Consider the following 20,012-nt stretch of genomic DNA (forward strand, 5'->3'; position numbering starts at 1 on the left):
CCGCGCTGCCCGGAATGCCATTCCTCGACCCGCTGGCTGCCGCAGCCGTTGCTGCGGTGGTTCTGCCCCGACTGCGAGGTGTCCTGGCGTGACCCCTGCCAACCAGGACTGCGTGAAAACCCCAGCGAAACAGCCGATCCGCTCGCACCAGCACTCGTGGAGATCCCGTCATGACCGACTACAACACCACGCACCGTGCCATTCCCGCAGCCGAGCCGACGCCCCTGCACACCGCGCTGCGCGTCATCGGCGTCGAGCACACCGTGCCGGAGATCCTGCCCGGCAGCCTGCTGGCCAGCAGGGGCGAACGGGTGTGGGCCACCGGATCGCTGATCGCGATGCTGGAGGACGTGACCTGGGAAGTCATCGCTCCCCACGTGCCCGATGAACGCGCGCTGGTCGGCTGCGGCGGCGTCTACGAACACACCGCGCCGACCCTGCCCGGCCAGCAGGTGCGCATCGAGGTGTACCGCACCCACGTGCCCGACGGCGATGGGAAACAGCGATGGACCGCACGCGCGGTCAACGTCGATACCGGTCAACAGGTCGGCGTCTTGCACCACGAGGTGGCCACACCGAACCGCGAACGGTTCTACCGCCGCTGCGGACGTGGACGTGAGGAAACAGCAGGTGACCCGCAATGAACCGGACCATGCCCACTCCCAGATGACACCACCGCCGAACGAAACCGCAACGCAGCGCGTAAGCACAGGGAGGCCCGATCATGCTCTTCCTCGAACGGCGCCCCGCTTCGCCCTCCGCGACCTGGCAGGCGCACTCGACGACGGCCCTCGGCGCGGCCGCGGCTACCGCGGCAGCCGGGTGGGTGGTCACCGCCACCCGGCTGCACGCCCGCACGCGTCAACTGCACCGCGCCCACCGCGACCCCGTCACCGGACTGCTCACCCGCGCAGCCTGGGAACCAGCCGCGCAGGCCGCGATGCGCCACCGTGACAGCGCGGTCGGCCTAGTCGACCTGGACGCGTTCAAGGCCGTCAACGACACCCACGGCCACAAGGTCGGGGACCAAGTGCTGCGCACCGTGGCCACCCGGTTAACAACGCAGCTCGGTCCCCCGGCCGTCGTCGGCCGAATCGGGGGCGACGAGCTGGCCTTCGTCCTCACCCGCGAGGTCTGCCCTGGCGACCTCGACGCCCTGGTGTGGGCGCTGACCACACCGATCCCCATCACCAACGCCGGCACCGGCACCGGCACAGTGCTCCAGGTCGGGGTCTCACTCGGTATCAGCACGCTCGGCCGCGAGATCGGGCTCTCGGAAGCGCTGGTCGCGGCGGACCTGGCCATGTACGAGGCCAAGACGCGGCAGAGCGGATGGAGGGTGTGCCCGCCGCGCTCCCGCACCGCCGCCTCACCCGCGCTGTGCCCCGCTCCCCGCGCCCCGGCCCGCGCTCTCCCAGGCCCGCAGAACAGGAGGTCGAGTCAACGATGAGCATCCGCTGGGAAGACCATGCCGCGTGCCACGGCACGATGCTTGAGCTGTGGTTCGGTCCCGATGACTACGAGGAACCGGTGGACCAGACCCGCTGGCGGCGGCGGCGTGCAACCGAATTCTGCGCGAGCTGTCCGGTGCGGACCGACTGCCTGGCTGCTGAACTGGTCCGGCCGCTGTCCGAGCAACACGGAATCCGCGGTGGGCTCACACCCCGCGCGCGGGAGCGACTGCTGGCGCGCTGGCGCGACTCCCAGCTCGTGCCCGAATACGGCCCACCCGACGACATTAACCTCGTGCGCAAGCTGCTCACCGAGTCCGAGCAGCTTCCCGCCGCGCGCTACTGAGTGAGTCGCGCCTGGCCACGTTTCGGACCGCGTCGCGCTGGAACAGCTGCACATTGCCCAGGGTGCACGGCCCAAACCGACCGGCGGCGGTCTCTGCCCAGTCCGCTGCTGAATCCAGCTATCCGATTCGAATGATCAGTCGGCGACCGTTGCGGCCGGTCCGGCCTGGAGGCGTCGTTCGGCAGGGTGGTGGTGCAGGTAGGCGCGCACCAGCTCCGGGCACGTCAGCTGGCCGTGGGCTCTTGCTCGCAGCAGTTGTAGGCGCAGCAGCTCCAGTACTTCGCGGGGTGCCTCGGCCGCAGTGCGCAGCCCCTTTTCCGCGGCGCGCTGCAACACGGCCCGGACGCTGGCATCGAGCCGATCGAGGGTGTGCTCGGTCGCGCGCAGCAGGGCGGGAGCCGTGGCCTGCAGAATCGGCAGCAGGCTCTCGGCGGTCACCGGCGAGGGCGGTGGAGTACCGGTATCGCGGATGGCTTCGGCGACTGCCCGCAGCGCCAGTGGAAGGCCGTCGCAGGCGTGCGCGATCTCGTCCCGCACCGCCCCAAGGACCGCGTGCGGCGCGTCAAGGAGCTCGGACAGCAGCGCGCACGCGGCGGCATGCGGCAGGCCATCGATGGCCAGGCGCCGTGCGTGGTAACTGATCGCGAGGTCGTGCTGGCGCTGCCGCGCGGTGAGCACGACAACGCAGTGGCTCAGCGCTGGTAGCAGCGGTGCGACTTGTTCGCCATCGACGTCGTCGAGCACGACGAACCGGCCGGGACGAGCCGCACGCCGCACCGCTCGGGCCTGCGCTGCCAGATCAGTTGAGGTGCACCGGCCTCCCAGCCGACGCAGCAAGTCGCCAGCAAGCGCACCGACGCTGCGCAGTGCCCGGTCGGGGGTGTAACCGGGGACCGCCACTACCTCGCCGGGGCAGTGGCGGGTACTCCACGCCACGGCCAGCGCGGTTTTGCCGCTTCCGGCCGGGCCGTCCAGGACGAGGATCCGGTGCCCGGCAGCAACGGCGGTATCCAGCCACGCCAGCTCGCGCTCGCGGCCGACCAACACCGGCCCCGTTGCTCCCGGCAGAGCGGCGTTGCCATCGCGTGCCTGCGCTCGGCGGTCGTGCTCGGCTTCCACTGTCTCCTGCAGCTCGCCACCGAGCCCTAGGGACCGATCGAGGCGCTCGGCCAGTTCCCGTGACGGCAGGTCGCCGCGCTCGATGTGCGAAATGCGCGACTGGCCGGAACACACGAGCCGAGCCAGCGCGGTTTGTGTCAGCCCGCGCTGCATCCGGTGATGCCGCACTAGCTGGCCTGGCGATGCGTGCTCTCGCGCCATCAGATCCCCCTTCCTGATTGCGGTGGGACTGTAGCCGCCTGGTGGCGTTCACCGCTGACCATTGACGCCCGCGTATGTGCTGTGAACTGCGCATATATGCGCATGGAGGACGCACGTGCGCATGGGCGACATGTAGCCGCCGCAGCGAAGAGTCTTGTTGTGCCAACGAGATCAACGGATGCGTCCTGTGTGGCCAGACGATGATCATGCTGCGACACAAGGAGTCTCACGTGAAGACGTACACGAAAGCGGCGGTGATCGCGCTGACCGCGATCGGGATTGCCGGGTCCACAGCGGGTCTGGCCAACGCCGAAACCACCGCGGTCCCGACCGACCGGGCAGGCTGCACGGCCTGGATCACCGCGATCCGGGGGGAGAGCGGGGACATGGTCAACGTCACCGTCACCAGCAACTGCAGCGATGCATTGGTGTCGGTCTCCCAGCCTCTATGGGACCCGTTCTGCAAGCCGCTGACACGCGGATACGCCCGTTTCGACGGCATCGGGAAGGGCCTGGACGGCTCCATGCCCGAGGCCTACGTCTGCTGAGCAAGGGAGATGAAGATGCTGATGCTGCGCCGGGCACTGCTGGCCGGGGCCACGACCGCGCTGGCGGTCAGCGCGCTTACTGCCGGGACCGCAACCGCCGCGTCCACCGACGGTCTGCCACGGTTGTCGGGGGAGTCGTGCCTGACCTACAAGTACGACCCGTGGGATTCCACGCTGGTCACCAACCACTGTGCCCACGGGGGCATGGTGTCGATCGACGTGTGGTTCAGCGACCCACCGTGCTACTACCTTGCCCCGGGGGAGTCGGCGTTCTTCCGCCATCAGGGCCAAGGGGCTGCGTATTTCTGCTGAACAACCCATTAGATGATCGGTGCCGGGCGGGTGGAAACCGCCCGGCACCGACGTGTTCGAGGCGCACATCGCCGTGGTATGGGAGGCATCCACCGCCTCAGACCCGCTCCCCGCCGCACGCTACTGCTCCCGCAATGAGTGAGATAGTGGCCTCGTGCCGCCGATCTGGCTTCTCATCACCATCGAATACAGCGACGAACAGCGACAGAAACTGGTCGCACCCCTGCAGAGCTAGTCGCGCAACGTCTTCGGTGAGCTCGGTGTCTGAACTGGTGAGGACCTGACAGACGACGGGAAGGTGCGGCGCGTGAGCGGGCGCTACATCGAAGACGAGGACGACTACTACTACGAAGAGGGCGAGAACTACGCCTACTACGCCGACGAGGACGGCTACGACTACGTCGAGGTCGACGACGACGGCAACGAGTACACCGAGTCCGAGACCTACGCCTCCGGCAGCGGGTGCGCGCGGCGTTGATCGCGCTGGTCGGCAGCGCTGCCGCGCTGACGGCTCTCGGGCAGGCGGGGGTGGATCAGACCCGGTTCGACCTGCGCGGTTGAAGGCCCTGTCACAGGATCGTGGCAGGGCTTTCAACGTATCGCGGGGCGGTGGTGATGGCGTGGTCGCCGGAGGTGCTGGCTACGGCCCAGCCGCGGCGGGAGGTGCCGGCTGGCCCGGGGTGGGCATTCGAGCCGAAGCTCGACGGCTGGCGCGGGCTCCTGGCCGTCGAGCGGTTGTGGTCGCGCACCGGCACGAACCTGGGGTCCCGGTTCCCGGAGATACTGGCCGCGGTGGCGGGCCGGTCGGTGGTGCTCGACGGCGAGATCGTGGCCTACCGATACGAGGGGCGAATCGAGTTCGCGGCGCTGCAGATGAGCCCGGCCCACCGCCGCCAGCAGCGGGTCGGGGTGTACTTCGCCGCCTTTGATCTGCTGGCCGCCGGTGGGCGGGATTGGCGTCGGCAGCCGTATCTGGAGCGTCGTGCCGAGTTGGTGCGGCGGCTGGATGGCGGCGGTCTTGGGGTGGTGCAGCCGGTTCCGATGACCCTCGAGCGCGATGAGGCGCTGTGGTGGATGAGCGAGCAGGCCGCGGACAGGGGCATCGAGGGCCTGGTGGCCAAACCCGTCGGCGGGGTCTATCAGGCGGGCCGTCGTAGCGGCTGGGTGAAGGTCCGTCGGATCACGACAAGCGAGGCCGTGGTGCTGGGGGTGTCCGGTCCGGACCGGGTCGTTCTGGGGTTGGCCGATCTTGCCGGCCGGTGGCGGGCGGTCGGGTTGTCGCAGCCGGTGCCGCGCGGGGTGCGTGCCGAGTTGGCTGCGGTGTTGCGTCCGCGTGGCGGCCCGGAGCTGCTGCCTGGGGTGATCGCAGGGCTGCCCGGGCACGATCTGCTGCCCTGGCAGCCCTGCGAGATCGAGGTCGTCGCGGAGGTCGAGACCGACACTGCCGTGGAGTACGGCCGGTGGCGACACCAGCCCCGCGTCCTACGGATCAAGGACCAATTGGGGTAGATGCAACATTGATGCATCGGCAGATACTGCGTTGAGCAGCAGGTCAGCGGGGAGAGTAGCGCGCGATCGGTTTCCGTGGTCGTTGGGGTGCGCTGGGAAAACAGCAGACCTGCTAGATCAGGAGCCACAATGTTGTGTTTAATGCAACATCGTGGATCAGGTGGATTTGCCGGGGGCCGCGCGTTCGGTGCTGGCCGACGGGGTGGTGCATCTCGACCCGGCGCCGGCGGTGTTCGCGGCGATGTTGGAGGGCTGGGCGCGCCAGCAGCGGGTGCGGTTCTTACGTGACGAGACGATCAAGCGGCGGCTTGATCTGCTGCGGCGCCTGCACCGGTTCTCCGAGTTGTACCCGTGGCAGTGGAACGTGGGTGAGGTCGAGGCGTTCTTCGATCACCTTCGTTCCGGTTCGCGGCCGATCGCGGTGTCGACCGCGCGGGGCTATCAGACGGACCTGCGGATGTTCCTGGACTACCTGGTCGATGCTCGTTATGGCTGGACCGAGCTGTGTAGCGAGAAGTTCGCGGCGGTGCCGCGCCAGCTGCTGCATCCGGAGAACAGCGTCGTGCACGCCGCGGAGTTCGAGGGGCGGCCGGGACGCCGGCCGTTGAGCTACGACGAGGTCCAGGAACTGTTCGACGCCGCCGACGGCAGGGTGGAGCAGATCCGGGCCCGCGGCCGTAAAGGCGCTCTGGCCGCCCAGCGGGGAGCGGCGATGCTCAAGACCATCTACGCCTTCGGGCTTCGCCGCCGCGAAGCCTGGGGACTGGACGTGGTCGACTTCCGCCGCAACCCGAAAGTACGGGAGTTCGGCCAGTTCGGCGGCGTCTTCGTGCGCTGGGGCAAGTCCTCACGGGGAGGCCCGCCGAAGCGGCGCACCGTGCTGCTGGTGCCGGAGATGGACTGGGTCGTGCCGGTGCTGGAGCAGTGGGTGACCGAACTGCGGCCGCTGTTCAGCCCCGGCAAGCACCCCGCGGTGTGGATCACCGAGCGGCGGGGCCGGTTGAGCTACCGCAAGATCGACCAGCTGTTCGCGGTCGTGCGCGACGAAGCCGGTCTGGACCCGGAGCTGGACCTGCATTGCCTGCGCCATTCCTACGTCACGCACCTGATCGAGTTCGGCTACCCGGAGAAGTTCGTTCAGGACCAGGTGGGGCATTCCTACGCCTCGACAACCGCCTTGTACTCCGGGGTGTCGGACGAGTACCGCAACCGGCTGCTGACCAGCGCGCTGCGGTCACGCAACAGCGACCTGTGGGAGAGCACCTCGTGATCAAGAAGATGGGCATCGACTGGCACCTGCGGCTACGGATGGCCGAGCAGGGGATGTTTCAGACCTCTGAGCTTGTGCCGTTGCTGGCCGAGCGGGGAATCCACCTGTCCCGCGAGCAGGTTTACCGCCTGGTCGCCCAGCCGCCGCAGCGACTGTCGATGGACGTGCTGGCCGCGTTGTGCGACATCCTGGGCTGCCAGCCAGGCGACCTTATCGAGGTCCAGGTCGTCAACGCCGAGCTCCGCAAGACCGCCGAGCAGGGGCGTGCGGCCGCGCCGCCGGTGCGGCGCAGCACGATCCGGCGGCCGGACTGATGGCGAAAACCACGACCCGGGAACGGGTCGCGGCCACCCTGGCCGCGCGTGCTCGGGTGCTCGACCACCTGGTATCCCACCTCCCAGGTGTTGATCGGGACCAGGCGCGCGAGATCCTCATCGCGGTCAACGCCGACGGCTACACCGGGCTGCGCAACCTCGACGCGCACCTGCTGACCCACCCCGACGCGCTGGTCGCTGGCTCGCCGGAGTGCCCGACGGTGCTGGTAAGGCTGGTGCAGCACCTGGCCGCACGCGGCCACGCGGTCGTACTGGTGCCCTGTGCGGGGTGCGGGCGCACCGACAAGCCGTTGCGGCTGCAGGCAACCGGCGGACGGATCTGCGATACCTGCTGGGTCCGTGATCCCTCACGGTTTGAGCCGTGTGCGCGGTGCGGGGAACGCCGGCGGCCGCAGAAGCGGCAGCCCGACGGCTCCGCCCTGTGCTCCAGCTGCCACGCGAACCCGCAACACCGCTGCAGCCGGTGCGGCCAGGTCGACATCGCGGCGGCACGCGGTCCGGACGGACCGCTGTGCCCTCGTTGCTACGAGTCGACCACGCGGCCTCGGCGTCGGTGCGGTCAGTGCGGCGACGTCCGGATCATCACCAAGCGCGACCCCGACGGCGACCGGGAGCTGTGTAAACGCTGCAACCACACCATCGCGCAGTGCTCGCGCTGCGGCCGGCGGCGGCCGTGCCGCAGGATCACCACCGGTCAGCCGGTGTGCCGCTCGTGCGTGGACGTTCCCACCTCGCCGTGCGCTCGTTGCAATCGAGCGCGCCCGGTCGCGGCCCACTGGCCCATCGGCGGCGTCTGCCGGGACTGCTACCGCACCAGCCGAGCCAACCCACAGCTGTGCCCGAGCTGCGGGCATATCCGGCCCCTCATCGGACACGATCCCGCCGGCCGCGACGTGTGCGGGCCGTGCTCCGGCGCGGACATCGACTACGCCTGCCGCACCTGCGGATCCGGCGCCGAGGAACTGTTCCACCAGGGGCGATGCGTGCGCTGCGTGGCCGCCGAGCGGCTTCGGTGCAAGTTCGCCGACGACCACGGCGAAGTCCCCGCGGCACTGCAGCCGCTGCTTGACTCGCTGGCGCGGGCCGAACGCGTCCGATCGGTCCTGGAATGGTTGCGCCGCGACAACAGCGGCGCCGAGATCCTGCGCGGCATGATCGGCCGCGACGACATCAGCCACGACGCCCTTGATGCCCTGCCACCAGGCAATGCCGTCATCGCGTTGCGCGCCATGCTCGTCCATCTGGGGATCTTGGCGAAGCGCAACGAGGCCCTGGCCGCAGCCGACGCCTGGGCCGAGCGCACCGTGCGGGCGCTTCCCGAGCACCACCGCCGCATCATCGCTCCCTACGCCCACTGGTCGGTGCTGCGCAGCGCCCGCCACCGCGCGGAACACAAGCGATTCACCGAACACAGCGGTGCCCGTGCCCGCATGCTGATCAACGTGGCCATCAGCCTGCTGACCTGGGCAGAGCAGCGAAACACCAGCCTGGCCGGACTCACCCAGGCCGACGTCGACGAATGGCTGTCCGCAGGCGGGAACCGCCTGCAGTCCCGCCACTTCCTGCGCTGGGCCCGCAGACGACGACTCGTCGGCGAGCTCGACCTGCCCCGCCACCGCAGCAGTGATCCGCAGGACTTCCTTACCGAGGACGACTACGGGCGACTCCTGCACCGCTGCCTGCACGACCAGGACGTTGCGCTCGACGTCCGGGTCGCCGGCGCGCTCGTGCTCGTCTTCGGACTCCACGTGGCCCGGATCGTCGAACTGACCACCGACGACCTCGATCTCGGCGACGCGCCGCGGCTGCGGATCAACGGTCACGGCCTGGTTCTGCCACCAGCACTCGATGCCCTGCTCGCCGAGCACATCGCCACCGCCACGACCACGTCCCTGGTCGGACGGTCGGGCACACCCGCGAACTGGCTGTTTCCCGGGCAACAAGCAGGCCGGCCACTGGCCGCGGCCAGCCTGGTCTCCAAGCTCACCGCCCACGACATCCCCACCCGGATCAGCCGCAACTCAGCCCTTCTCAGCCTGGCCAGCGATCTGCCCGCAGCAGTGCTCTCCACCCTGCTCGGACTCAGCGAAACCGCCGCGGTCCAGTGGGTGCACCGGACCAAACGCGACTGGCACGCCTTCCTCCACGCCCGAGCGCACGAGCAAAAGCAACAGCGAGAGCGGGGGAAACAGGCTTGACCTTCGATCCGGGTCGAAGGTTTACCGTCGGGAGGTGAGCACGATGCGGATCTCCCAGCTCGCCGAACGCACCGGCACCCCGGCCACGACCCTGCGGTTCTACGAGACCTCGGGACTGCTGCCCGCCGAGCGGACTCCGGCCGGCTACCGGATCTACGGCGAGGACGCTGTGGATCGGCTGGCGTTCATCGACGCGGCCAAACATCTGGGGCTGCCGCTGGAGGAGATCGCCGAGCTTCTGCGGGTGTGGGAATCGGGGGCGGGGGTTGAGGAACATCCGTGTCGGATCGTGCGCTAAGCCTTCGTCGGCCCTGGCGGGCGGCTGACGCGGCTTCGACCGCCACTGGCGCCTGAAGTCTTCCCACAGATAACGCTCTATTATCTGCGGCAAAGCTGATCACGTCCAGCTGGAACGTCCCCGCGGCGGCGCGCGAAGCGACCCTGTTATCTGTGGCAAGGGAGAACGCGGGTGTCCAACGTCGTGGCGCTGCCGACCGATTCCTCGGTGTTGACCGTCGGCCGGTCGGTGGAGCTGTTCCTTGATTCGCTGGCGAACCCGAACACGATCCGCGGCTATGCCACCGCGGTCGGCAAGACCGCGGTGAAGATCGGCGAGCCCAGGCCGTTGGTGACGGTGGCCGACGACGAGGTCGGTGAGGCCCTGGAGTCGCTGTGGGGCATGTCGGCGGTGGGTACCTGGAACGCCCGCCGCGCTGCGGTGGGGTCGTGGCTGTCGTGGTGCAGGGACAACCGTGAGCCCGGGGCACCGGTGGTGCCGGGGTGGGCCAAGCGTCTGGCGGTTCCGGACTCGCAGACCCCGGTGCGGTCGCGGCTGGCGATCGACCGGCTGGTGGCGCGGCGCGAGGTCGCGCTCCGGGAGAAGGCGTTCTACCGGATGCTGTACGAGACCGCCGCCCGCGCCGACGAGATCCTCGGCCTCAACATCGAGGACCTCGACCTGACCGGGCGCCGTGCGCCGGTGAAGGCCAAGGGCGCGCGGGCGAAAACCCCTCGCCGGGGCCAGGCCCGTGAGGACGTCGTGCTGGAGACCGTCTACTGGGACGCGGGCACCGCCCGGCTGCTGCCCCGATTACTCAAGGGCCGCACCCGCGGCCCGGTGTTCTGCACCCACCGCCGCCCCGGACCCGGCAAGGTCCTCGGCCCCCGCGACCTGTGCCCGGACACCGGGCTCGCGCGACTGTCCTACGGCCAGGCCCGCGTCCTGCTGGATGCCCACACCGCCCTGCGCGGCCCGGGCATCGGGTGGGATCTGCACGAATTCCGCCACTGCGCCCTGACCCACCTCGGCGAGGCTGGCGCCAGCCTGTTGCTGTTGATGGCGAAGTCTCGGCATAAGCGGGCGGAGAACGTCCGCGGTTACTTCAAACCCTCCCCGGCGGCCCTGGCCGAGGTCACCAGTCTGCTGGCGCCCGGCGACAGCCGCCGGTGAGCGCGGCAGCATCCCGCCACGGAAAGCGCTGCGGGCGTGCCAATTGACCTGTGCGGTGCGATCGCAGAGCTGGTCGTGCCATCCAGCAGCGCAGGTGGGGTGGAGCTCAGTGTTCGGGGCCGCAGCAGTCCGGGGCGGTGGAGGAGGTTGCCCCGGCGCGGGTTGCGATGCGGCGGGTGGTCCACCATCCCAGCGCCACGAACAGGGCGAGGATGGCCAGCAGGATGATGTCTCGGTGGGGAGCGATGGTTTTCATCGTGGCGGTCGCGCCGCCGGCGCCGATGCCGAACAGGGCCAGGACGGCGGGTAGCAGCGGGGTGCAGCACAGGCTGGGCACGAGGCTGGCGAGGAATCCGGCGCCGCTGAGGGCGGTGCGGCCCCCGGCGGTTCGGCGGTGGGCGGTGGCTTGCCGCAGGGCGTAGGTCTGGAGGGTGAGCAGGGCGGCTGCCGCGATGCCGAGGATGAGGCTGAAACCGAGTGTTGTCGCGTCGAGGTAGGCCCAGTTGTGCAGGCTGAGGCTGCCGTGGGCGGCTTCGGAGGGCAGCACGGTGGCATAGATTCCGATGGCGGCGACGGCCAGGACGATGAACAGCACGATCGAGGCGCGGTCCCGGGCTACCTGAGCCAGGGTCTTGGCGGTGCCGGGTCGGGTGGCCGACGGGGCGGCTGAGCGCGGCATGCAGTCTCCTTCCGAGGGGCTGGGCGGTGGGGCTGAGGTGCGTGGTCACCGGCGTCGGTGGCGGTGCAGGAGCAGGGCGGTGATCGCGGCGACGAGGATCACGCCGGCGGTGGCGAGCACGACGGGGTTGCCCAGGGCCGCACCCAGTGCGCCGAGCGCTCCGCTGGCGATCGCGACGATCACGAGGGGGCCTGCGCAGCAGGCGAGGGCGAGGATGAGGGCGGCGATGCCCCACTTGCCCGCGGTGCGCTCGGAGAGGTCCCGGTCGCGTCGATCTCGCTTGTCCGGGGGTGGTTCGGGGGTGTTCATGGTGTGCTCGCCTCCCCGGTGGCGGGCTCGATGCGGCGGCAGGCGGTCAGGGCGGTGCTGTTGTCGGCGACGAGGGAGCGGGCCAGCACGACCAGGTCGGCGACGCGGGGGTCGGTGACGCGGTAGTAGCACCAGCGGCCCTCGCGGCGGGCTTGGACGTAGCCGCAGTCGGCGAGGCAGGCGAGGTGGGTGGAGACCCGGCCTTGGGACAGTCCGACGTGTTCGACGCAGTCGCTGACCGAGTGCTCGTCGTGGAGCAGGAATTCCAGCAGCCGCAGCCGGGTGGGGTCGCCGAGAGCCCGGAAGAACTTGGCCACCGTGCCGGCCTCCTCGCCGTTGCCGGACAGCAGGGCCGCGGTCGTCGGGTTCGGCGTGGTGTGGTTCATGAGGGGGCTCCTGTCACCGCTCGTATTCGCGAGGGCGGATTTTACGAATCAGGGTGGCTGTTCGAGGCGGCGCTAGGGTCGCGACGATGCTGCTCGGTCTCCCCGGTCGCTGGTGGGCAGCAGTCTTCGGCTGGCGCGGGGGTGGTGCGGCGCAGGATCACCGCGGCGAGCGTGGCGGCGGCCAGGATGGCCAGTGCTGCGAGCACGACGGCGAGTTGGTGTGCGCTGATCCAGGCGGAGATCGTGGCGACCACCGCGGTGAATGCGCTGTTTGGCATGGGGTTGCTGCCGAGGAGCCCGGGAAGCCAGTAGGCCAGCAGGTAGCCGCCGGAGGCGGCGAGCACGGCGCCGGTGAGGCGGGGCAGGTGCGGCAGCAGGCGGGTGAGGTAGCGGCTGATCAGGCCGCTGCCCAGGGCGGCGAACACCGCGAGGGTGAGCAGCAGGGTGGTCGATCCGGCCGCGTAGGCGGCGAAGACGACGACGAGACCGCCGAGGCTGGCCGAGGCCAGTGCCTGGGTGACGACCGCGATGAGTACCGCCACGGTGCAGGAGGCCGAGGCCAGGGCGTAGCCGGCACCGAAGCCGACCATGCCCCGCGGCCCGCTGCCAACGGTGGTGCCGCGACGGGTCGGCACCCGCAGCGGCAGGGTACGTCCGGTGGCGAGCATCGCCAGGCCGGTCAGGGCCAGGACGGCGCCCAACGCTGCGGCCAGCCAGGGCACCGCGGCGGTCACCGAGCGCAGCCCGGCGGCCAGCAGCAGGCCGATGAGGGTGATGGTGCCGGCGAAGCCGAGACTGAGCGCGCCGCCCGCGCGGAGCCCGCTGGCTAGCCGGGTGCCCAGGCCGGTGCGGGTGTGGGCCTCACCAGTGGTGGTGTAGGCCAGCATCGCGGGTAGCACGGCGAACCCGCAGGGGTTGATCGGGGCGAGCAGACCCGCGCCGAAGGCCAGGGTGAGCAGCGCGGTCATCGCGCGCCCGCCTGCGTCAGCGCAGTCTGGATGTGGTCGGCGCTCGGCTCGATCCCGCGGTAGACCTCGTTTCCGGCCGGGTCGATCACGACGACCGTGCTGAGCTGGTTGATCTGGTAGGCGCCGATGAGCCCGGCGTTGGTGTCGCGGGTGAAGGCGAGTGACTCGGCGCGGTTGCCGGTCAGAAAGCCGCGGATGTCTTCGTCGGTCTCGCTCGGAGCGACGTCCACGGCCACGAAGCGGGCCTTGTCGCCGAGGGCCTGGTGGGCTTGGGCCAGGGCCACGGCACCGGGCCCGCAGGTCCCGCAGTTGACGGAGAAGAAGAACAAGGCGGCGGGCTTACCGTCCGGGACCGCGATGGTGTTCCCGGCCAGGGTGCGGGCGGTGAACGCCCCGGAACCCGCCGGCGCCTGCGCGGGGGCGGCGCCGGTGGGGCCGGCAGGCGATTGTGTGGTGGGGCCTGGGCTGCAGGCGCTGAGCAACACGACAGCGAGCACGGCCCCCACCAGCGCGGTGATCGGCATCGTGCGGCGCTGCGGCCAGGTCAGCCAGGCACGTGGAGTGCGGGGCATTCAACGCTCCTGATCATCGGTTCGGGTGTGGTGGTTCGCCGGGGATGCGGGCGGGCAGCAGTCGGCTCTGGTGGTGCCGCGGTTGCGGCGCAGTGCCCACGCCCCGAGTCCCACGAGGAGCAGGACGGCCGCCGCGAGCACCCAGGGATTGGCCAGCCAGGCACCGAGAGCGCCCAGCGCCCCGGCGGCGATCAGCGCAGGGCCCGCGCAACACAGAACCGCCAGCGTCATAAGCCCAAGAACGGCCCCGGCGCTGCGGAGGTCCGCCTTGCGGGAAGTGGACATGATCAATCCTTCGGCACGGTCGCGGTCGGCACGAAAACGCGGGGCAGGACGAAGCCGGCACCACCGGTGCCCGCCGAGCAGCGACGCGGCGAACGCCTCGCTGCTTCAGTGGCTCCTCCTGCCTGCACGTATTCGCCTTGTCGGATACGATGATGTCATCATACATCCGGCAAAGCGAATACAACTCGGGCCCTCGGGGCATCGGGAAGTGAGAATGGAGGGCCTTGTGATGAGGGCGGATCTGGCGATCATCGGTTCAGGTGGGGCGGCGTTCGCGGCGGCGATCGCCGCGCGCCGCCAGGACCTGTCGGTGGTGATGGTCGAGCGCGGCATCATCGGCGGGACGTGTGTGAACACCGGTTGTGTGCCGTCCAAGGCGCTGCTGGCCGCCGCGGAGGCCCGGCATGTCGCGCTGTCGGCCGACAAGTTCCCCGGGATCCGGGCCAGTGCTGATGAGGTCGCCTTCACCGAGCTCATCGGGGGCAAGGCCGATCTGGTCGCGGCCATGCAGGCCGAGAAGTACACCGGGCTGGCTCGCGAGTACGGCTGGGAGATCCTGGCCGGGGAAGCACGGTTTGTCGACGGGCCCGCCGTGGAGGTCCAGCTGCACGACGGCGGCACGCGGCAGGTCGAGGCCGCCCACTACCTGGTTGCCACCGGCGCGAGCCCCTGGGCACCCCCGGTCGACGGGCTGGAAGAGGTCGGCTACCTGACCTCGACCACCGCGATGGAACTGGGTGCCCTGCCCGAATCCATGCTCGTGGTCGGCGGGAACTACGTCGGTTTGGAACAGGCCCAGCTGTTCGCCCGGCTGGGCGTGCGGGTGGAGGTCGTGGAAATGCTCGACCGCCTCGCCCCGGCCGAAGAGCCCGAGATCTCCCAGGCGCTCGCACAGGTCTTCCGCGACGAAGGCATCGGGGTGCACACCGGCGCCACGCTGGCCAGCGTGCGACGCGCAAACGGCCACGCCGTCGCCGAACTCCGCACCGGTGACGGGTCGCGCGAACTCCGCGTGGACCAGGTGCTGATCGCCACCGGACGGCGCCCCGTCACCGACGGGCTCGGCCTGGAACAGGTCGGGGTGAAACTCGGCAGCCAAGGGCACGTCCAGGTCGACGACGGGCTGCGCACCGACACCCCCCGGATCTGGGCCGCTGGAGACGTCACCGGGCACCCGCAGTTCGTCTACGTCGCCGCCGCCCACGGCGCGATCGTCGTCGACAACGCCTTCAACCACGCCGAACGGACCCTCGACTACCACCACCTGCCCCGGGTCACCTTCACCAGCCCCCAAGTCGCCGCCGCTGGACTCACCGACGCCCAAGCCGTCGAGCAGGGCTACACCTGCGAATGCCGGGTCCTGCCGCTGGAAAACGTGCCCCGCGCCATCGTCAACCGCGACACCCGCGGCCTGATCAAACTCGTCGCCGACCGGGACACCGGGCGGCTGCTGGGCGCGCACGTGCTCGCCGACGGCGCCGGTGAGGTGATCGCCACCGCCGTCTACGCCCTGCACAACCAGATGACCGTGCAGGACATGGGCGAGCTGTGGTGCCCCTACCTGACCATGGCCGAAGCGCTCAAACTCGCCGCCCAAACCTTCACCCGAGACGTCACCAAACTCTCCTGCTGCGCCGCCTAGCCAACCACCCGGAAACTTCACAAAGGACCAACTCGATGACCGCTGAGATGTCTCCGCTGGCGCGCACCGTCAGCGCATCGCTGAGCCTCACCAACCCGGACCTGCCCTGGCTGTGGCAGCCGCTGCTGCGGCTGCTGGCCCAGGGCAGCCCGGTCACCACCGAGCAGCTGGCCTCGGCCACCGGACACTCCAGCCACGAGGTCCACCAAGCCTTGGCCGCGCTGCCCGACACCGAATACGACGACGCCGGCCGGATCGTCGGCTACGGCCTCACCCAGCGACCCACCCCGCACCGGTTCACCGTCAACGGACACCAGCTCTACACCTGGTGCGCCCTGGACACCCTGATCTTCCCCGCCGTCCTGAGCCGCACCGCGCAGGTGGAATCGCCCTGCCACGCCACCGGAACACCGGTGCGCCTGGATGCCGCGCCCGACGGCATCACCAACGTGGAACCGGCCACGGCCGTGGTCTCCCTCGTCACCCCCGGGCAGTGCACGTCGGTGCGCACGGCCTTCTGCAACCACGTGCACTTCTTCGCCTCCTCCGAGGCCGCCCAAGGATGGCTCTCCGAGCACCCCGACGCTACGACCCTGCCCATCTCCGACGCCTTCGAACTCGGCCACCAACTCGCCCAGCAACGCATGATCCCCGACGGCCCGCCGGGCTGCTGCTAGACCACGAGCCCGGCGGGCCGGACACCACCGTTCTGGTCTGCCGGGCATCAGCTCAGCACCAAAGACGTCACGCCAGGAGGGACACACGCGATGCGCAGGCACAGCGCCCTCATCGAAGACCTCGCCCTCGGCGCAGCAGCCGGCTACCTGGCAACCAAGGCGATGGAACCGGTCAGCATGAAGCTCTACCAGTGGGAACCCGAAGCCGCCCGGGCCCGCGAGGACGCCGTGCGCCCCGGCCCACCGTTTCAGATCGCCGCACAGAAAACCGCGAACCTGCTGGGGATCAAGCTCACCGAACGCCAACTGCAGCGCGCCGGACTCGCCTTCCACTACGGGCTGGCCCTCGGATGGGCACCGCTGTACGGAGTGATCCGGCGACGCTGGCACACCCCCGCCGTGCCCACCGCCCTCGGTCTCGGCGCGGCCATGTCAGCGATCGTCGACGAAGGACTCACCCCGCTCTTGGGGTACAGCGCCCCCAACCGCGCCTACCCGGCCGTGACGCATCTGCGTGGTTTCCTCGCCCACCTCGTGTTCGCGGGGGCGACCGCCGTGGTCACCGAAACCGGCTGGGCGCTGAGCCACCGCCGCCCCTGACCCCTGACGCACGGCCGAACGCAACAAGGATCCCCCGCGTCCAAGAAGAGGCGCGGAGACTCCTTGTGACCGCGTCTTAGTTGATGTCGTCTTCGTCCGGAGTCGACGGGTCGCGCAACGGTCGAAGTCCGCCGGCCAGCTCCGGGGTCAAGAACGAATACCTGCCGAGCATGTTGACGTGGTGACGCACGAAGGGCGAGAGCCGGGCAGCGTCTTCGTCGCGGACCTCGTAGCCACCGGCCCGCAACTCGGCGATCGCGGCGTCCAGATAGCGGGTGTTGAACAGCACCAGCGAGTTCAGCACCAGACCGAGCGCGCCGAGCTGGTCTTCCATGCCTTCGTAGTAGCGCTGACGCAGTTCACCGCGCTGGCCATGGAAGATCCGCCGCGCCAAGGCGTGGCGGCCCTCTTGCAGGTTGGCCTGGGCTTTGATGTCACGGCGGTAGCCGGTGTCGTCGACCATCCGCAGCACGTGCAGGGTCTTGTGGATCCGTCCGTAGTGCGCGATGGCTTCGCCGAGCGGGTTGGGGTGGCCGTCGCGGGAGAGCATCCGGATCACGTCGTGCGCTCGGACGGCGCCGGTGTGGATGGAGGCGGTGACCCGCAGGATGTCCTCCCAGTTCCGCCGCACCCGTTCCAGGTCGATGCGACCCCGGGCCGCGGTGGTGAACAGGCCGTAGTCAGCCTTGGTGTCGATGCGCCACAGCTTCTGATCCGGCAGATCTGCCAGCTGAGGGGCGTAGGTGTATCCGGCCAGGGTGAGCAGACCGAACACGATGTCGGAGTAGGAGGCGGTGTCGGTGACGATCATCTGCGGCTTCGTGCCGCCGTCGCGGTCATACAGCACGTCCAGGACGTGCAGCGAGTCACGCAGGGTGCCCGCCACAACCTTGCCTGCGAGTCCGGCGGCCTGGTCGTTGACCATGTTCAGCCACGTTGCGCCCCGTTTCTGGCCCCAGTAATGGGGATTGTGGCGGGCGTTGATCGTCTGCACCGGGACGACGAACCGCATGCCGTCCACACTGGCCACGTGTCCACCGCCCCACAGCTGGGCCAGATCGATGTTCGCCTGGTGGGTGATCAGCGCGGCGTTGGCCGCCTTGAGGGTGTCCATCCGTAGGTACGTGGCGTCGACATGAGCGAGGCGATCCCTGGTCAGCGCAGACACGCTGTGCTTGATGACCGGAGTCCAGCCGATGTTGCACGACTCGCTCACCAGCAGCGCGGCGATCGTGATGTGCAGATCCGACAGGCGGGCTTCGCCGCCAGTGATCGAGGTGAACGCCTGATCGGCGCCGGTCCAGGAAAAGACCTCCAGCAACACCTCCGGGAGGTCCACGCGGGGCAGCATCCGGTTGGTCAGCACCCGCAGGTTCTCCAAGCTCGGCGGCTCGGCCTCCGCGGGCAGCGCCGCCAGGTGCAGTCGGCCGTGCTCATCGAAGCGCACCGCGGTGTTGTCGGGCAGGCCGGCGGTGACCTCGCGGAACGTCGCATCCAGCGCTTCGGCGCGTTCGTCCAGGTGATCGTCGGGGTCCGGTGGCAGGCCGAGGCTGGACAGCACCACCGGCTTCGCCGTGATCCACGCACTGCCCGCCAGCAGCTTGGCGCGGGGGTCGCCCCACTTGCTGGAGTTGACCGCGAAGATGTCCCGACGGCGCAGGCAGCGGTGGAACTGTTCCAGCACGCAGAAGGTGTAGGCGCGCCAGTCCACCGTGCCGGGTTCCAGTTCCGGGGCGTGCAGCACCAGGCGCCGCCACGAGCCGATGAGCAGCTGCTCGTCGATCTCCGAGCGGGCGACCTTGTTGCGGCCGCCGCCCCACAACTTCGGCAGATCCCGCAGCGCCGCCAGCACTTGCTGCCCGTCCGGGGCGGCGTCGAAGCGGATCACCTCGCACAACAGCGGCAGGAACGGCCGCACCGTGGCGAACCGCTTGACCAGCTCCGCCCGCCACGCCTCGTCAGCGTCGGAGTCCGGCGGGCCCGCGAGCTCGACCACCGCAGTCAGCGCGTCGGCGAGCTCGGCGCGGGGAACTACGGTCTCGATCTCGGCCCACACCTGCGCCAAACTGACTGGCTCCACGGTGTCGCCGTCGTCAGCGGCCTGTTCAGCGAGGTCGTCGTGTACGCCGGTGATCTCCAGTAACACCTCCAGCGCGGCGGCCAGTTTCGCCGACGCCTTACCGAGCCGGGGCAGGGTGCGCAGCTTCTCCTTGGCCGATTCCCGCTCCGCTCGGGCCAGCAGTTTCGAGGCGATCAGCACGTCCAGCAGGTCCAGGGCGTCATCGACTGCCCTCGTTTGCAGGTAGACCACCGTGGCCAACAGCGTTGCCGCCCGTCGGGAGTCGCCGTGGCGGCGCAGCAGGGTGGCCTTGCCCTGCACCCCGTAGCGCGACAGCTCCGCGAGCCGACGGGGCGGCACGACCTCGGTGTCGACCTCGGCAAACCCCAACCCCAGGATCTCCGCGGCCCGCTGAAGCGCGTCGACCATCGCCGGCCCCGACACCCGCGTCGGCGGGCGGCGCAGCTGGTCCAGCCGCGAGGTCCGGTTCTCCTCCGGCACCTCCAGCAGCCCATCGAGCGCGGCGCGCTGCTCGTCGTCGAGGAGATCGTGCAGCGTCTCCCACAACCGCTGACTCGCCGCCTCCCGGCACGAACCGACCAGCCGCGCCAGCCTGGTCACGCCCGGCAGCAGCACCTTTCGCTCACGCAACCACCCCACCGCGGCGTCGAACAGCGCCTTCGGCCCGTCCCCGGTGGTCCACGCGCGAGCATCAAGCCACTCGCTCAGCTCACTGATGACCTCGGAGAAGTCCCGGATCTCCCCGGCGTGAGTGCGCGCGGTTCCGTCCCGCTCGCCATAGTCCTTCAGGCACGACGGATCGGAGATCTCCAACTGCTCGGCCAGGTACTCGGCCACCTCCACCGGAACGTGCCGCGGATCCGGCATGAACCGCCCGAGGTAGCGGACGCTGGTCAGCTGGATCGCGAACCCGAGCCGGTTGTGCGGCCGGCGCTTGCCCCGCACCAGCTCCCGGTCCGCGTCATCCAGGAAGAAGTACCGCTCCAGTTCACCCCGAGGCAGCGACTCGGGGAACGCCCCGTACGAAGCGGCCTGGTCATCCGACAGGAACTCGACTGCCACAACAGCCCTTTCC

General features: G+C 69.8%; 23 protein-coding genes. 15 read left to right on the plus strand and 8 right to left on the minus strand.

Annotation, left to right across the window (positions count from 1 at the left end; genetic code table 11):
* The first annotated feature begins 170 nt into the window (after nucleotides 1-170).
* The 3 genes from REH65_RS31105 to REH65_RS31115 all read left to right on the plus strand — a co-directional run bounded on the left by REH65_RS31105 (nucleotide 171) and on the right by REH65_RS31115 (nucleotide 1,797).
* Entirely contained in the window at nucleotides 171-644 is a 474-nt protein-coding gene (locus tag REH65_RS31105) for a thioesterase, FlK family (RefSeq protein ID WP_406690303.1), read from the plus strand.
* Between the two features lie 80 nt (nucleotides 645-724).
* Nucleotides 725-1,450 carry a GGDEF domain-containing protein gene (locus tag REH65_RS31110; RefSeq protein WP_406690304.1) on the plus strand — a complete coding sequence of 242 codons (726 nt, stop codon included), beginning with the start codon at nucleotides 725-727 and terminating at the stop codon, nucleotides 1,448-1,450.
* The gene (locus tag REH65_RS31115) at nucleotides 1,447-1,797 is read left to right on the plus strand and encodes a WhiB family transcriptional regulator (RefSeq protein ID WP_406690305.1); all 351 of its coding nucleotides are present in this window, start codon (nucleotides 1,447-1,449) and stop codon (nucleotides 1,795-1,797) included. Before REH65_RS31110 ends, REH65_RS31115 begins: the two co-directional genes overlap by 4 nt.
* Nucleotides 1,798-1,932: 135 nt before the next feature.
* Here the strand turns inward: REH65_RS31115 and REH65_RS31120 are convergent, their stop codons facing one another.
* Nucleotides 1,933-3,117 (minus strand): helix-turn-helix domain-containing protein, encoded by a 1,185-nt coding sequence (locus REH65_RS31120; RefSeq protein WP_406690306.1) that lies wholly within the window; start codon nucleotides 3,115-3,117, stop codon nucleotides 1,933-1,935.
* A gap of 230 nt (nucleotides 3,118-3,347) precedes the next feature.
* Here REH65_RS31120 and REH65_RS31125 point away from each other — a divergent pair, with 230 nt between their 5' ends.
* The 9 genes from REH65_RS31125 to REH65_RS31165 all read left to right on the plus strand — a co-directional run bounded on the left by REH65_RS31125 (nucleotide 3,348) and on the right by REH65_RS31165 (nucleotide 10,739).
* Complete coding sequence (locus REH65_RS31125) at nucleotides 3,348-3,665, plus strand: hypothetical protein (protein WP_406690307.1); 318 nt, start codon at nucleotides 3,348-3,350, stop codon at nucleotides 3,663-3,665.
* A 15-nt stretch (nucleotides 3,666-3,680) separates the two neighbouring features.
* The gene (locus REH65_RS31130; RefSeq protein WP_406690308.1) at nucleotides 3,681-3,977 is read left to right on the plus strand and encodes a hypothetical protein; all 297 of its coding nucleotides are present in this window, start codon (nucleotides 3,681-3,683) and stop codon (nucleotides 3,975-3,977) included.
* A gap of 307 nt (nucleotides 3,978-4,284) precedes the next feature.
* A complete protein-coding gene (locus REH65_RS31135) occupies nucleotides 4,285-4,455 on the plus strand; it encodes a hypothetical protein (RefSeq protein WP_406690309.1) in 171 nt (56 codons plus the stop codon).
* 137 nt (nucleotides 4,456-4,592) lie between these two features.
* The gene (locus REH65_RS31140; protein WP_406693272.1) at nucleotides 4,593-5,486 is read left to right on the plus strand and encodes a hypothetical protein; all 894 of its coding nucleotides are present in this window, start codon (nucleotides 4,593-4,595) and stop codon (nucleotides 5,484-5,486) included.
* 160 nt (nucleotides 5,487-5,646) lie between these two features.
* Nucleotides 5,647-6,756, plus strand: a complete 1,110-nt coding sequence (locus REH65_RS31145; RefSeq protein WP_406690310.1) for a tyrosine-type recombinase/integrase — start codon at nucleotides 5,647-5,649, stop codon at nucleotides 6,754-6,756.
* On the plus strand, nucleotides 6,753-7,070 hold the full coding sequence (locus REH65_RS31150; RefSeq protein ID WP_406690311.1) for a helix-turn-helix domain-containing protein: 318 nt from the start codon (nucleotides 6,753-6,755) through the stop codon (nucleotides 7,068-7,070). The genes REH65_RS31145 and REH65_RS31150 overlap by 4 nt, the downstream gene beginning before the upstream one ends.
* On the plus strand, nucleotides 7,070-9,289 hold the full coding sequence (locus REH65_RS31155) for a hypothetical protein (protein ID WP_406690312.1): 2,220 nt from the start codon (nucleotides 7,070-7,072) through the stop codon (nucleotides 9,287-9,289). Before REH65_RS31150 ends, REH65_RS31155 begins: the two co-directional genes overlap by 1 nt.
* 43 nt (nucleotides 9,290-9,332) lie before the next feature.
* Nucleotides 9,333-9,587 carry a MerR family transcriptional regulator gene (locus REH65_RS31160; RefSeq protein WP_406693273.1) on the plus strand — a complete coding sequence of 85 codons (255 nt, stop codon included), beginning with the start codon at nucleotides 9,333-9,335 and terminating at the stop codon, nucleotides 9,585-9,587.
* A gap of 171 nt (nucleotides 9,588-9,758) precedes the next feature.
* Complete coding sequence (locus tag REH65_RS31165) at nucleotides 9,759-10,739, plus strand: tyrosine-type recombinase/integrase (protein ID WP_406690313.1); 981 nt, start codon at nucleotides 9,759-9,761, stop codon at nucleotides 10,737-10,739.
* A gap of 106 nt (nucleotides 10,740-10,845) precedes the next feature.
* Here REH65_RS31165 and REH65_RS31170 read toward each other — a convergent pair whose 3' ends face one another.
* From REH65_RS31170 to REH65_RS31195, 6 genes are read right to left on the minus strand one after another with little or no spacing between them, the layout of a single operon-like run.
* Nucleotides 10,846-11,418 (minus strand): hypothetical protein, encoded by a 573-nt coding sequence (locus REH65_RS31170; protein ID WP_406690314.1) that lies wholly within the window; start codon nucleotides 11,416-11,418, stop codon nucleotides 10,846-10,848.
* 45 nt (nucleotides 11,419-11,463) lie between these two features.
* Nucleotides 11,464-11,727 (minus strand): hypothetical protein, encoded by a 264-nt coding sequence (locus tag REH65_RS31175; protein ID WP_406690315.1) that lies wholly within the window; start codon nucleotides 11,725-11,727, stop codon nucleotides 11,464-11,466.
* Nucleotides 11,724-12,113, minus strand: coding sequence for an ArsR/SmtB family transcription factor (locus REH65_RS31180; protein ID WP_406690316.1), 390 nt, complete (start codon nucleotides 12,111-12,113; stop codon nucleotides 11,724-11,726). The genes REH65_RS31175 and REH65_RS31180 overlap by 4 nt, the downstream gene beginning before the upstream one ends.
* Nucleotides 12,114-12,154: 41 nt before the next feature.
* Nucleotides 12,155-13,081 (minus strand): cytochrome c biogenesis CcdA family protein, encoded by a 927-nt coding sequence (locus tag REH65_RS31185; RefSeq protein ID WP_406690317.1) that lies wholly within the window; start codon nucleotides 13,079-13,081, stop codon nucleotides 12,155-12,157.
* The gene (locus REH65_RS31190; protein ID WP_406690318.1) at nucleotides 13,078-13,653 is read right to left on the minus strand and encodes a TlpA family protein disulfide reductase; all 576 of its coding nucleotides are present in this window, start codon (nucleotides 13,651-13,653) and stop codon (nucleotides 13,078-13,080) included. The genes REH65_RS31185 and REH65_RS31190 overlap by 4 nt, the downstream gene beginning before the upstream one ends.
* Entirely contained in the window at nucleotides 13,654-13,938 is a 285-nt protein-coding gene (locus REH65_RS31195; protein WP_406690319.1) for a hypothetical protein, read from the minus strand. It abuts the gene before it with no gap.
* 229 nt (nucleotides 13,939-14,167) lie between these two features.
* On the opposite strand from REH65_RS31195, the gene merA reads away from it, so the two are divergent.
* The 3 genes from merA to REH65_RS31210 all read left to right on the plus strand — a co-directional run bounded on the left by merA (nucleotide 14,168) and on the right by REH65_RS31210 (nucleotide 16,857).
* Entirely contained in the window at nucleotides 14,168-15,580 is a 1,413-nt protein-coding gene (gene merA, locus REH65_RS31200) for a mercury(II) reductase (RefSeq protein WP_406690320.1), read from the plus strand.
* 35 nt (nucleotides 15,581-15,615) lie between these two features.
* A complete protein-coding gene (merB, locus tag REH65_RS31205; protein WP_406690321.1) occupies nucleotides 15,616-16,257 on the plus strand; it encodes an organomercurial lyase MerB in 642 nt (213 codons plus the stop codon).
* A 90-nt stretch (nucleotides 16,258-16,347) separates the two neighbouring features.
* The gene (locus REH65_RS31210; protein ID WP_406690322.1) at nucleotides 16,348-16,857 is read left to right on the plus strand and encodes a DUF1440 domain-containing protein; all 510 of its coding nucleotides are present in this window, start codon (nucleotides 16,348-16,350) and stop codon (nucleotides 16,855-16,857) included.
* A 76-nt stretch (nucleotides 16,858-16,933) separates the two neighbouring features.
* Here REH65_RS31210 and REH65_RS31215 read toward each other — a convergent pair whose 3' ends face one another.
* Nucleotides 16,934-19,999, minus strand: a complete 3,066-nt coding sequence (locus REH65_RS31215; RefSeq protein WP_406690323.1) for a Tn3 family transposase — start codon at nucleotides 19,997-19,999, stop codon at nucleotides 16,934-16,936.
* Between the last annotated feature and the right edge of the window lie 13 nt (nucleotides 20,000-20,012).

It is taken from the genome of Saccharopolyspora sp. ID03-671, from assembly GCF_045278815.1.
Lineage (GTDB): Bacteria > Actinomycetota > Actinomycetes > Mycobacteriales > Pseudonocardiaceae > Saccharopolyspora > Saccharopolyspora ipomoeae.